The 12285-nt window shown below is 70.8% G+C and carries 15 protein-coding genes; 11 read left to right on the forward strand and 4 right to left on the reverse strand.

Features of this window, described 5'->3' with window-relative positions; genetic code table 11:
• Positions 1-409: response regulator transcription factor (locus ABD901_RS34360; protein ID WP_345133331.1), on the reverse strand; the 409-nt coding region annotated here is incomplete at its 3' end.
• Between the two features lie 322 nt (positions 410-731).
• Between ABD901_RS34360 and ABD901_RS34365 the strand changes: the two genes are divergently transcribed.
• The 6 genes from ABD901_RS34365 to ABD901_RS34390 all read left to right on the forward strand — a co-directional run bounded on the left by ABD901_RS34365 (position 732) and on the right by ABD901_RS34390 (position 5798).
• Positions 732-1637, forward strand: a complete 906-nt coding sequence (locus ABD901_RS34365; protein ID WP_345133333.1) for a COG4705 family protein — start codon at positions 732-734, stop codon at positions 1635-1637.
• A gap of 233 nt (positions 1638-1870) precedes the next feature.
• Complete coding sequence (locus tag ABD901_RS34370; protein WP_345133335.1) at positions 1871-2761, forward strand: ZIP family metal transporter; 891 nt, start codon at positions 1871-1873, stop codon at positions 2759-2761.
• 291 nt (positions 2762-3052) lie between these two features.
• Positions 3053-3667: a wax ester/triacylglycerol synthase domain-containing protein gene (locus ABD901_RS34375; RefSeq protein ID WP_345133337.1), complete on the forward strand. Its 615-nt coding sequence runs from the start codon at positions 3053-3055 to the stop codon at positions 3665-3667.
• A gap of 124 nt (positions 3668-3791) precedes the next feature.
• Positions 3792-4256, forward strand: a complete 465-nt coding sequence (locus ABD901_RS34380) for a hypothetical protein (RefSeq protein WP_345133339.1) — start codon at positions 3792-3794, stop codon at positions 4254-4256.
• 191 nt (positions 4257-4447) lie between these two features.
• Complete coding sequence (locus ABD901_RS34385) at positions 4448-4987, forward strand: recombinase family protein (RefSeq protein WP_345133341.1); 540 nt, start codon at positions 4448-4450, stop codon at positions 4985-4987.
• Entirely contained in the window at positions 4968-5798 is an 831-nt protein-coding gene (locus tag ABD901_RS34390) for a recombinase family protein (RefSeq protein WP_345133343.1), read from the forward strand. The genes ABD901_RS34385 and ABD901_RS34390 overlap by 20 nt, the downstream gene beginning before the upstream one ends.
• 220 nt (positions 5799-6018) lie before the next feature.
• Here the strand turns inward: ABD901_RS34390 and ABD901_RS34395 are convergent, their stop codons facing one another.
• Both ABD901_RS34395 and ABD901_RS34400 read right to left on the reverse strand, forming a co-directional pair.
• Positions 6019-7278, reverse strand: coding sequence for an MFS transporter (locus ABD901_RS34395; protein WP_345133345.1), 1260 nt, complete (start codon positions 7276-7278; stop codon positions 6019-6021).
• Complete coding sequence (locus ABD901_RS34400) at positions 7275-7724, reverse strand: Fur family transcriptional regulator (RefSeq protein ID WP_345133347.1); 450 nt, start codon at positions 7722-7724, stop codon at positions 7275-7277. The genes ABD901_RS34395 and ABD901_RS34400 overlap by 4 nt, the downstream gene beginning before the upstream one ends.
• Before the next feature lie 85 nt (positions 7725-7809).
• Between ABD901_RS34400 and ABD901_RS34405 the strand changes: the two genes are divergently transcribed.
• From ABD901_RS34405 to ABD901_RS34420, 4 genes are all read left to right on the forward strand, one after another.
• Positions 7810-8421, forward strand: a complete 612-nt coding sequence (locus tag ABD901_RS34405) for a superoxide dismutase (protein WP_345133349.1) — start codon at positions 7810-7812, stop codon at positions 8419-8421.
• Between the two features lie 5 nt (positions 8422-8426).
• On the forward strand, positions 8427-8693 hold the full coding sequence (locus ABD901_RS34410; protein WP_345133351.1) for a superoxide dismutase: 267 nt from the start codon (positions 8427-8429) through the stop codon (positions 8691-8693).
• A 121-nt stretch (positions 8694-8814) separates the two neighbouring features.
• On the forward strand, positions 8815-9519 hold the full coding sequence (locus tag ABD901_RS34415) for a hypothetical protein (protein ID WP_345133353.1): 705 nt from the start codon (positions 8815-8817) through the stop codon (positions 9517-9519).
• A complete protein-coding gene (locus tag ABD901_RS34420) occupies positions 9516-10319 on the forward strand; it encodes a HoxN/HupN/NixA family nickel/cobalt transporter (RefSeq protein WP_345133355.1) in 804 nt (267 codons plus the stop codon). Before ABD901_RS34415 ends, ABD901_RS34420 begins: the two co-directional genes overlap by 4 nt.
• On the opposite strand, the gene ABD901_RS34425 is transcribed toward ABD901_RS34420, so the two are convergent.
• Positions 10316-10891, reverse strand: a complete 576-nt coding sequence (locus ABD901_RS34425; protein ID WP_345133356.1) for a hypothetical protein — start codon at positions 10889-10891, stop codon at positions 10316-10318. The genes ABD901_RS34420 and ABD901_RS34425 overlap by 4 nt on opposite strands.
• Before the next feature lie 133 nt (positions 10892-11024).
• Here ABD901_RS34425 and nicT point away from each other — a divergent pair, with 133 nt between their 5' ends.
• Complete coding sequence (nicT, locus tag ABD901_RS34430) at positions 11025-12182, forward strand: Nickel transporter NicT (RefSeq protein ID WP_345133357.1); 1158 nt, start codon at positions 11025-11027, stop codon at positions 12180-12182.
• Positions 12183-12285: the final 103 nt, after the last annotated feature.

A 12285-nucleotide genomic window follows, 5' to 3' on the forward strand; every position in this document is an offset into this window, starting at 1 on the left:
CCGGATCGAGGCTGAGGTCCCCTGCGGTGAGCACGGCCGGTCGCTCGGGCGCACCCCGACGGATGAGCGCCCGCAGCCTGGCTACCAGCACCACGAAGCTGAACGGCTTGGTCAGGTAGTCGTCGGCGCCGAGGTCGAAGGCGTCGGCCTCGTCGAACTCGCCGTCCTTGGCGGTCAGCATCAGCACCGGCGTCCACACGCCCGACGCCCGCAACTGCCGGCACACCTCGTAGCCGTTGAGTCCGGGCAGCATGATGTCCAGCACCACGACGTCATACCGCGTCTGGCGCGCTGCCCACAGACCTTCGGTGCCGCAGAAGGCCAGATCCACTGCGAACCCGTCGGCGTGCAACGCCTGCCGGATCGTCTTGGCCAGCACCTCCTCGTCCTCCACGAGCAGCACCCGCACGCGATCACCCCCTTGATCGGCCACTCAAGCCTGCTCCTCGCCGATGAGAGAACGCTGAGAGCGTTGCGGAGCGTTGAGCCGAGGCGACCCGTCAGGAGCGGGCGACATCGGTGGGCCGGAGCCGCTGTAAGGCCACTCAGGCTCGGGATGGGATCAGCATGCGCGGGTCGTGTTGCGTCCCAGCGCTGCGGGTCCGCTGGGCCGGCGAGCCTGAGGGTGGGAGCGTCCGCCGCTCAGGTGCTTCTTATCCAACTTGGCGTAGATTTGCCCAAATTTGCCCGCTGTCGCCGGGCCCGGCGACCGACCGGTGCAAGGAGCTCTCGTGAAAAATGCGGAGGACGCCAACAAAACGCAGTTCACCCACGGCGGCCGGTACGTCATGAAGAAACTGCCCGAGGTCACCCTCGCCTTCTGGATCATGAAGATCGCCGCCACGACCCTGGGTGAGACCGCCGGGGACCTGTTCGCCCAGACCCTCAAGCTGGGGTACTTGCTGACCACGATCGCCCTGTTCGGCATGTTCGTGGTCACGTTGCTGGTGCAGTTGCGCTCCCGCAGGTACAACCCCTTCTTCTACTGGACGGTCATCCTGTCCACGAGCATGGCCGGCACCACCATGTCGGACTTCATGAACCGCGACGCGACCGCAAAGTACCTCCCCGCCGGCGCCGACGCGCTCGGCTGGGGGCCGCAGGGACTGGGACTGGGCTACCCGACCGGCGCGGCGATTCTTGTCGCGCTGTTGATCGCCATCTTCGTGGCGTGGCGGTACACCGGACTGACGTTCGCCATCCGTGACATCGACACGTTCCGCGGTGAGGCGCTGTTCTGGGCGGCGATCCTGGTCTCCAACACGCTGGGCACCTCGATGGGCGACTTCCTGTCCGACAGCTCCGGCCTGGGCTACGGCGGCAGCGCCCTACTCGTCACCGGCACCCTCGTGGCCCTGCTCGCCCTCAAGTACGTTCCCCCTGTGCCGAATGTAGCGTTGTTCTGGGCTGCGTTCGTGCTGACCCGGCCACTGGGCGCCACCGCCGGCGACCTCCTCACCAAACCCACCGCCAAGGGCGGCCTGGACCTGGGCACACTCGGCTCGTCAGCGGTCCTGCTCACGGTCCTGTTCGCCCTCATGAGCTACGCCCATGTCAAGGACCGCAAGCACGGACCACGTCTCCACGAGCGCCGTAGCGGAACCGTCAGCGATCGCCTACCAGCAGCAGAAGGCTGAACCCAAAAAGCTCCTTCCTCCCGCACCCCTGGCAGGGTTCACCCGCGTCCCCCGATGCGCGTGCACGCCGGCTTCATTGATCGCGAAACGCACGGCGAGTTGTCGTGCCTGGTGGCGACGACACGGTGTGTTCGGGCTGGTTGAGTCACGGTGTCCAGACCCGACGCGCCTTGACCTGCGAGGTGAGCCTAACCTAATTTTGGACGTCCGCGCGCGACGAGAAGGGAGACGTCATGGGATTGGGTCCGACGCTGCTCATGGGATTCATCGCGGGGGTGACGATCCTGTTCGGCCTGCCGATCGGACGCCTCCGCCGTCCCGCCGCCAGCCTACGGGTCCTGCTCAATGCGATCGCGGTTGGCGTCCTGCTCTTTCTGGTCTGGGATGTGCTCTCCCACGCCTGGGAGCCGATCGATGCCGCGCTGGGCAGCCTTCACGAGGGTACTGGTGGCCTGGGCAGCGCCGTCGGCTACGGCGCATTGTTCATCGGCGGGCTCACCGTCGGGCTGCTGTCACTGGTCGGCTACGAACGCTGGATGGGCCGGGCCGCGGCCCGGGCGCGCGCTGTCGAGGCGCCGGCCAACCTCGGGCCCGGCGCCGCGCACGTCACCGAACTGAGCCCCGTTGCGGCAGGACTGTCCTCGTGGAGCCCAGCCCGTCGCCTCGCGCTGCTGATCGCGGTCGGGATCGCGCTGCACAACTTCGCCGAAGGGCTGGCCATCGGCCAGTCCGCCGCCACGGGCGAGATCGGCCTGGCCACCCTCCTGGTCATCGGCTTCGCGCTGCACAACGCGACCGAGGGCTTCGGCATCACCGCGCCGCTGGCCGGGGACACCGACACCGACGGCAGCGCCCGTCGTCCGTCGTGGGGCTTCCTCCTCGCCCTGGGACTGATCGGCGGTGGCCCCACATTCGTGGGCACAGTGCTGGGGCACGGGTTCACCAGCGAACCGGTCAGTGTCGTGTTCCTCACCCTGGCCGCCGGATCAATCATCTACGTGATCACTCAACTGCTGGGCGTGGCGGCAAAATCCAAGCGCACCGACATGCTCGCATACGGGCTCCTCGTAGGGCTGATCGCTGGATTCCTTACCGACGCGATCGTCACCGCCGGTGGCGCCTGAGCTGCAACCGGCCTGACGAGCACCCAGCGTTCCCGGCCACGCAGCGGGCAGCGCCCGACCACCCCGGTCCGCGACCGCAGGCTGCCCTGGCCGTCCGGCTGGGCTTTCGTCATGGCGCTGCGCGGGTCAGCTCGGCGGCACCTCGGGTGATTCAAGGCGTTGCCGAGGTGACGTTTGCACACCCGTGTCGGATGGACGACGGGAAGTTGCGACATTTGCTGGGCAGAGCGCGTCGTGCCCGGCGGGGGGAGGGCGCCGCACCCAGCCAACTTCGCATGGAGAGTGCTGTCGGTGGATGACGAGCGGTTGAGTGATCTCGATACTGCCTTCCTACGCCTGGAGTCCCCGCGGGCACCGATGCACCTGGGCGCGCTGGCCATCTTCCAGCCGCGGGAACGGATTCCGCCCGCCCGGCTGGTCACGGTGCTCGGCGAGCGCGTTGCGCGGATACCGGCGCTGCTCCAGCGTGTGCGGAGCACATGGTTGCCGCCGGGCGGCGCGGTATGGACGCCCGACACGACGTTCGAGCTGTCCCGGCACGTCCACACCCACAGACTGCAGCGCGGCACGAACGCGATGACCGTGCTCGCCTGCGAGCTGATGGCCGAACCCCTCGACCTCGGCCGCCCACTGTGGCAACTGCACCTTATGACCGGCCTCTCGGAGCAGCGTTTCGCGCTGCTGATCAAGCTTCACCACGCCTTGGCCGACGGGCTCCGCACCGTCGAGCTGGGGCTGCGCCTGTTCGACGGGTTCGCCGACCGCAGCCCCACCCGCACTCGACAGGAGCTGCGGAGCGAGCCGGCCTCGTCCATGGCGCCGGCGCGGCTCAACCACGGTCGTGCCGACCGTGGTCAGGCACGGTGCGGCTCTTCGCCCGGACCCTTGCCCGCGCCCCGACCCTGAGCATGGGCTCCGACGGCCAAAATGCCGTGCCGTGCCGTGATCCCATCCCGAGCCTGAGTGGCCTTCCAGCGGCTCCGGCCCACCGATCTCGCGCTCTGACGGGTCGCCTCGGCACCTCCATGCCATGAGCAAGCCGCACGCCCGGATCATGGGCAGCGGCACCAGTGCGGTCGCTGACACGTGCACCGTCGAGGAGATCCTGCGCGCCGCGGACGCGTTCGACTACCTTGGCCTGACGGAGCTGGCCGGACTCAGGCGGCTGACCGACGGCGACTTCGACAACGGGCGGGAACAGCGCCGGAACCACGCGTTCTACGGGTTGGAGGTTTCGCTGCACCCTGCGTTCGAGCGTCGTTATAGGCTCAATCCCGAGGACTTCGATCCGATCGCCGGTCCCGCTGCCTCCGGAGATTTTCCGCTGCCGACGCACGGACCGGTGAGCTGCTCGGGAACCATCATCGTGCACGAGTCCGGCAAGGACTGCACGCTCGGTGCGGATTGCGCTCGGCTGCTCAGAGGCTTCCTTGAACACGAAGGTGCCACGCTGCATCGCAGGTTCTGCCCGTCGGGCCCTGACTGGGCGCGCTGACCCGGTGCGCTGACATGCCGCGATCCGCGCGCTCGGTGGGGCCGCGGCGCGGCGAGGGACCGCTGGGATTGCGGCAGCGGGCCTTCGCAATGGCAGAGCGGCGCGGCGCGGATCGGACTGAACGTGCGTTGGTGTCGGTTGAGGCTGCGCGTCAATGACGTCGTTACCTTTCCCGTGTAGCGAGGCTTGCGATGGACATCGTTGTCGAGGACCTGCTGTCGGACTGGATCGGCCGCGAGGAGGCGTCCGGATCGCCGGCCGTGCGTTCGGAAGATTTGCGGTTTGCGTTCTATGGGCGCGTGTCGACTGCCTCCTTTCAGGAGCGCGACTCATCCCGCCGGTGGCAGCGCGATGTCGCTGAGGATCTGATCGCCGGCCACGGCGGGATCGCGGCGGAGTTCTTCGATGTGTCCCGCAGCCGGCGGTTGCCATGGCGGGACCGGCCGCAGGCGGCCGCGTTGCTGGCGGCCGTCGCTGACCCGGATCGCAGGTTCGACGCGGTCGTGGTGGGGGAGTACGAGCGGGCCTTCTGCGGCAACCAACTCCTCGCCCTTGTACCCGTGTTCGAGGCGCACGACGTGCAGTTGTGGTTGCCCGAGGTGCACGGCCGGCTCGACCTGGCCGACGCATCGCACCAGGCACTGGATCATGCTGCTCGGGGCGCAGTCACGGCGGGAGGTGTTGCGGGCGCGGTGGCGTGCGCTGCGCGCGATGCAGGCGCAGACCCGTGATGAGGGACGGTTTCTGGGCGACCGGCCGCCGTACGGGTATCGCCTGGTGGATGCGGGGCCGCATCCGAATCCGGTGCATGCGACGTGGGGCCGGCGGTTACAGCGGCTGGACCCGGACCCGGTGACCTCACCGATCGTCCGGTGGATCTTCGCCGAGCGGCTGGCGGGCCGGAGCGTGGCCGGGATCGCTGCGGCGCTGAACGAGCGGGGCGTGTCGTGTCCGTCGGAGGCGGAGGGGTCCCGTTTTCGGCGTCGGGCGGCGGCCGGCTGGGCGACCACGACGGTGCGATCGATCCTGGGCAACGCGAAGTACACCGGCCGGCAGGTATGGAACCGTCAGCCGGCCCGGTACACACCGCCGCACCTGCCCGGCCCGTTCCGGACACAGTGCTGGGCCCGGCCGGAGCAATGGGTCATCTCATCGCAGGTGGCGCACCCGGCGCTGGTGTCCGAGGCCGACTTCGTCGCGCTGCAGCAGCTCGCTGCCGGATCGTCGGCCGGCCGGGGTGTCGCCCATTGCCACCAGCTTGCGGGCCGGTTGCGGTGCGGACGCTGCGGCCGTGCGTTCGAGTCGTGCTGGTCGCATGGGCGGCCTGCCTATCGCTGCCGTCACGGCCAGACGAGCGCACGACCAAGACGGGACCGGATAAGGAACCTCTACGTCCGCGAAGATCGGGTTGTCACGATGCTCCGAGGCCTGATCCCCGAGTGCGGCAACGACCAGCCAGGGCCGCGGCTCGCCGAGCATCTACGGCGACAAGGCCTCGTCATGCGCTGCACCGAGACCGTGTGCACGCTCGAACCAGCGTGACCGATTAGCGCAAAATGTCTGCGCCTGGGGATTTGCGTCGAAGGGACTTGAATTTCGACATGTGGCATCTGTGCCACGGCACAGATGTTCATGTGGCTGGCCATAGCGCGATCTTGCAGAAGCTACAACGTGGGTTGGCGGCGTCGTCCGGTGCGAACGTTTCGTTGGCCAGTCCCGGAGAACCTGCATGTACGGGGACTCGTTGGTGATGGCCGGGCGTTCAACGCGCCGGGCGGGGGGCTGGTTCTGCGGGTCTCGAGGCGTGGCGGAGGGCGTTGTCGTGGGCGTGTCGGACGGCGATCTGGACGGCGGTGCCGGTGAGGGCGAACATCGCGCCGACGACGTACCAGCCGGGTCGGCCCCATTCGATGCACAGCCAGATCAGCAGTCCGGGCCCGAACGCTTCGGCCAGGCCGGCGCCGAGGCCGAAGACGCCGAGGTATTGCCCGGTGGCGTGTTCGGGCGCGAGCACGAACGAGACCTCGAAGCCGGCTGCGGCGTGCCACACTTCGCCGACGGTGTGCACGACGACTGCCGTGATGAGCAGTGCGGCTGCCGCCCAGCCCGGGATGCCCGCGGTCAGTGAGATCAGCGCGCAGGCGGCGAGGAACGCGAACCCGGCCCGGCGGTAGGCGGCGGCCCCGGACGGGAGCGAGGTCACGCTGCGGCTGGCCCGGACCTGGAACGCGATGACCATGAGTGTGCCGGTGAGCATGGTCGCGGAGATCAGCCAGCGCGGTGCGGCGGTGTCGGCGACGAGCCAGAGCGGGATGGCGACGGTCAGGACCTTGAACTGGATCGCCATGACGCCGTCGAGCATGGTGAGCAGCAGGTAGGGCCGGTCGTGCAGGGCGATCCAGCGCGGCCCGGCCGCGGCGCGGACGGGGGAGATCGGCGGCAGGAAGGCCAGAAACACTGCCGAGGCCGCGGTCAGCGCCGCGGTCGCCCACACCATCAGGTCGTACGCCGTCGCGGTGCCGGCCTGGACGGCGGAGCCGGCGAGGAGGGCGCCGACGGAGACGCCCACGTTGGTCACGGCGCGCAGGTAGGCGCGGAACTGCTGTGGCCGGTCGCCGCCGTGCTGGCGGATCAGCGGGCTGCGCGCGGCGACGCCGGCTGCCTTCGCGCCGGTCGCCGCGCTCACCACGGCGACGAACGACCAGAAGTCGTCGGCGACGACGAAGCCGGCGGTGGCGGCGGCCTGGATGAGCAGCGCCGAGGCGTACACCCCGCGGGCGCCGTGCCGGTCGGCGAGGTGCCCGACCATGATGCCCAGCGCGAGCGAGATGAGCCCGGCCACCATGAGGCCGAGCCCGACCTGACCGGCGGGGAGGTGGGCGACTTCGGTGAAGTAGAGCACGCCGGCGGTGAGGTACATGCCGCTGCCGAGGGTGAAGACCAGGTTCGACGCGGCGAGGACACGGCCCGGCCCGGACTGCGGAATCAGGCGGTGCGCGACCCGGGCCGGGGCGCTCGTCATCGGGCTGGTCCGGCCGGGCAGGTGGTGCAGGTGCCGTAGACGACGACGCCGCCGTCGCGGCCGGCGGTGTCGGTGGTGAAGGTGCCGTCGGCGGTGGCCGCGGCGATCGCGGCGGCGACCGCCGACGGGGGGAGTTGCCGGACGGTGCCGCAGCGGCGGCAGACGGTGTGGTGGTGCGGCCGGTCGGCCAGCCCGTAGGTGAGGGCGCCGCCGATCGGTACGACGTGCACGACCTCGAGCCCGGCGAGCGTGGCGAGGACCCGGTGCACGGTGGACAGGTCGATCCGTGCACCGGTGGCGGCGAGCCGGGCGTGGACGTCGGCGGCGGAGAGGTGGGTTGCGGCGGCCAGGACGCGCAGGACCGCGCCGCGTGCGCCGGTGGCGCGGCCGCCGGCCGCGCGGATGGCCGTGATCGCGGCGGCGATGCGCTGCTCTGCGGTGTGCATCACCCCTCCGTTCGGCACCCCAGGCGGTGTTATTGCAAGATAATGGCAGAAGCAAAGATACGGCAGAACTCTGAGAGGATCGTGCATGGCTGTCTACACGCTGCCCGACCTGCCCTACGACTTCGGCGCCCTGGAGCCGGTGATGTCCGGGGAGATCCTGGAGCTGCACCACGGCAAACACCACGCGGCCTACGTCAAGGGCAGCAACGACGCCCTCGACCAGCTCGCCGAGCTGCGCGAGAAGGGTGACTTCGGTGCCCTCGTCGGTTTGGAGAAGACCCTGGCGTTCAACCTGTCCGGCCACGTCCTGCACTCGATCTTCTGGAACAACCTGTCCCCGGACGGCGGCGACCGCCCGGACGGCGACCTCGCCGCGGCGATCGACGAGCACTTCGGCTCCTTCGAGGCGTTCGCGGGTCAGCTGTCCACGGCCACCAAGGGCGTGCAGGGCTCGGGCTGGGGCGTCCTGGCCTGGGAGCCCCTCGGCCGGCGGCTGCTGGTGGAGCAGGTGTACGACCACCACGGCAACGTCGGGCAGGGCGCCACGCCGCTGCTCGTGTTCGACGCGTGGGAGCACGCGTACTACCTGCAGTACCGCAACGTCCGCCCGGACTACGTCGACCGGCTGTGGGGCCTGGTCAACTGGGCCGACGTGCAGGCCCGCTACGCCGCCGCGACCGCGAACCCGGCTGCCTGAGCCGGATGGGCGCACCGTCGCCGGCCCGCGCGGCCGAGGCGGTCCAGCGCGCCGCCGGGGTCATCGCCGCACGAGCGCGCGGTGACCTCGACGGCGCGGAGGCCCTCCTCGCCGCCTTCGCCACCCCGACCGACCAGGCCCGCGCGTTCTGCCTGCTCGCCGAGCTCGCGCTCGGCCTGGTCCGCGCGCAGACCGGGCAGCCCATGGACGACCTGGTGCAGGAGCTGAACCTGCTCGTCGAGCAGGCGCTGACGATGCCACCGGCCGGGTGACGGCCGCCGAGAATTCACCCGGCCGACTGTTGTCGATCACCGGCCACCCCCTGCACGCGTGCGCGGCGGCGGCGAGACTGTCCGCCGTTCGCCGTCCCCTGTGCTGTCGGGAGTGTGGTCCGTGCCCTTCGCCATCCGTGCCGGCGCCTGGGCGGCGTCGGCCCTGCTCGGCGCCGCGGCCGGGGCGGCCGTGCTCGCGCCCGGCCCCGCCGGGGCGCATCCGTTCGGCGATCCGCAGACCGTGGACGTCGCGGTCGACGCGCAGCGGCCGGAGGTTGTGCACGTGCACTGGCGGGTCGGCGGCCCGGACGACCTGACCCTGCTCGGCGTCTCGCTCGGGCTCCTGCCCCGGGACCGGGTCAAGACCGACGGCACCGTCGACGTGCAGTACGACGACCCGGGCGTCCTCGCCGCGTCCGACCGGTTCGCCGCCTACCTGACCGAGCGGATCACCGTCACCGACGGCGCCGCGCCGTGCCCGGGCACGGTCCAGCAGCCGATCGGGTTCCTGCAGCTCAAGGGCGCCACCGCCGACTACACCTGCCCCGGCCCGGTCGCCACCGCCACCGTCGCGGTGCGGATGCTCACCGACCTCAACCCCGCCTACCGGACCCTGGCCACCGGCCCCAACGGGCAGCGCGCCGTCTACGAGGGCGGCGCCGACACCCATGCGTGGACCCTCACCGGGCCACCCCCGGCTGGCGGCGCGGGACTGGGCCGCAGCGCCGCGGTGCAGCTCGCCGCCGTGCTCGGCGGTCTGCTCCTGGCCGGTGCCGGGGCCGAGGTCGTGGCCCGCCGGATGCGCCGCCGGGCGGTGGCGGCATGACCGCGCTGACCGGCTGGGCGACCGCCGCGGCGGACCGGCTGCAGGACCTCATCCACACGCCCGGCATCACGCCCCTCGCCTTCCTGCTGGCCTTCCTCGCCGGGGCCGGGCACGCGGTCGCCCCCGGGCACGGCAAGACCCTGGCCGCGGCGTACCTGGCCGGCTCCCGCGGCCGGATCCGCGACGCCGCCTGGCTCGGCGGCTCGGTCGCCGTCATGCACACCCTGTCGGTGCTGGTCATCGGCGTCGCCTGGACGTTCCTGTCGCTGTCGAGCCTGGTCCGGATGGAGCAGCTCACCACGTGGCTGCAGATCGCGGCCGGCGTCCTCGTCCTCGGCACCGGCGTGTGGATGCTCCGCCGCCACCTGCACGGCCACCACCATCACGACCACGAACACGGCCACACCCACGGCCACGGGCATGCGCACGACCACGACCACCACGACCACGGGCACTCGCACGAGCACAGCAAGCGGCCCGGGCTGCTGCTGCTGGGCATCTCCGGCAGGCTGACCCCGTCGCCGTCGGCGTTCCTGGTCCTGGCGACCGGGCTGTTCCTCGGCCGCGCCGGGTTCGCGCTGCTGCTCGTGCTCACCTTCGGCATCGGCATGGCCGTCGTGCTGTTCACCGTCGGCGTCCTCGCCGTGGCCGGCAGCTCCCTGGTCACCCGCAGCACCCGGTCCCGCACCGCGCTGCGGCTGGCCTCCCGGGTGACCCCGGTCCTCGCCGCGGGCGGGATCACCGTCTTCGGCGCCGGACTCGTCACCGTCGCCGCGGTCCACCTCGCCGCGGTCGGCTAACCGGGGCGGTGAGCCGACACCGGACCGGCCGGCGCGAACCCGCCGGCCGGCGCGGGTACATAGCCGTCCAGCGCCCGCCACAGCCCCGGCAGCCGGGCCAGAGCGGTCGCCGCCACCTCGTCGGCGCCGCGCAGCCACGCCACGTGCCGCATCGCGTGGGCGGCGACCGCGTCCGCGCACACATACGGCGGGCTCGGCGCGGCCGGATCCCCGGAGTGGGCGATGCCGTGCGGGCCCAGCACCGTCGCGCCCGGCGGCGGCGCACCGTCGAACACGGCGACGTAGGTGAGGACCACGGCGCCGGCGGCATAGCGCCACGACGTGGAGTGCAGCATGGTGAGAGGAGGCGGCGCCCAGACTGGCTGAGGACCATCGCATTGGGCGCCGCCGAGCCCGTCCGGCACAGCCACCGGCCGAGCGTTCACGAGCGAAGCGGCCAACGCCGTCGCCGTCGCGTCCGGATGCGCGCCCGCCGGCAGCTCCCCGTCGACCGGCCGGTAGTGCACCGCCCCGTCGCGAGCCCCTACGACCAGCACCTCGACCCGCACCCGGCCCGGCAGCACCCGCTCCACTGTCACCACTCTGCGGCATCTGCCATAAAGTTGCAACAAGCGGAGCGCGTGTCCTGATCGCTTACCTGTTGGCAACGAGCTGTTATTGCATAGAGCTTGCAACAAGAGATCGACGGGGAGTACCGTCCGGCGCATGAGCAGCCCCGCCACCACCACGGACGAGCAGTCCGGGCTCGCCCGCTTCCGCGCCAGCCTCACCCGCCGCGACTGGCGGGCGCTGGGCGGCATGACCGCCTTCATCGTCCTGCTGCACGTCGTCGGCTTCGGGGTGCTGTTCGGGCTCGTCGTCCCGCAGCACTTCCAGCTCGGCGGGGACCACCCGGTCTTCACCGTCGGCGTCGGGCTGCTTGCCTACACCTTCGGCCTGCGCCACGCCTTCGACGCGGACCACATCGCCGCGGTCGACAACACCACCCGCAAGCTCATGGCCGACAACGTCACCACCGGCGAGGACCGCAAACCGCTGTCCGTCGGGTTCTGGTTCTCCCTCGGCCACTCCACCATCGTGTTCACCCTGGCGTTCCTGCTGTCGGTCGGCGTGAAGACCCTCGCCGGGCAGGTCGAGAACGACGACTCCGAACTCCACTCGATCACCGGCGTCATCGGCGCGTCGGTCTCCGGGCTGTTCCTGTGGATCCTCGGCATCCTCAACCTGGTCGTACTGCTCGGCATCATCCGCGTCTTCCGCCGCATGCGCGCCGGCGAGTACGACGAACAGGAGCTCGAAGACCAGCTCAACAAGCGCGGCTTCATGAACCGCATCCTCGGCGGCCTCACCAAGTCGGTCCGCCGCGCCTGGCACATCTACCCGATCGGCGTGCTCTTCGGCCTCGGCTTCGACACCGCCACCGAGGTCGGCCTCCTCGTCCTGGCCGGCGGCGCGGCCGCGTTCAACCTGCCGTTCTACTCCATCCTCGTCCTGCCGATCCTCTTCGCCGCCGGCATGTGCCTGATGGACACCATCGACGGCGTCTTCATGAACGCCGCCTACGGCTGGGCGTTCGCCAAGCCGGTCCGGAAGGTCTTCTACAACATCACCATCACGTCGATCTCCGTCGCCGTCGCGCTCATCATCGGCACCATCGAGCTCATCGGCGTCCTCGCCGACCAGGCCGGCATCACCAGCGGCCCGCTCGCCGCGATCGCCGACATCCCCCTCGACTACGCCGGGTACGCCATCGTCGCCCTGTTCGTCCTCGCCTGGGCCGTCGCCATCGCGGTGTGGAAGTTCGGGCGGATCGAGGAGCGCTGGACCACGCGCCTTGCGCCCGGATCGGCCGACACGCCCTGACGGCCGAGGCTTGCCCTTGGCGCTACACCCCTTCATCGGCCGGGTCGCGCGAGCGCGAGGCTGCAGGTGCCGCGGGCGCGTTTGCGCGCAATGCAGGCGCAGA

Source organism: Dactylosporangium darangshiense (assembly GCF_039537565.1).
In the GTDB taxonomy this organism is placed as follows: domain Bacteria; phylum Actinomycetota; class Actinomycetes; order Mycobacteriales; family Micromonosporaceae; genus Dactylosporangium; species Dactylosporangium darangshiense.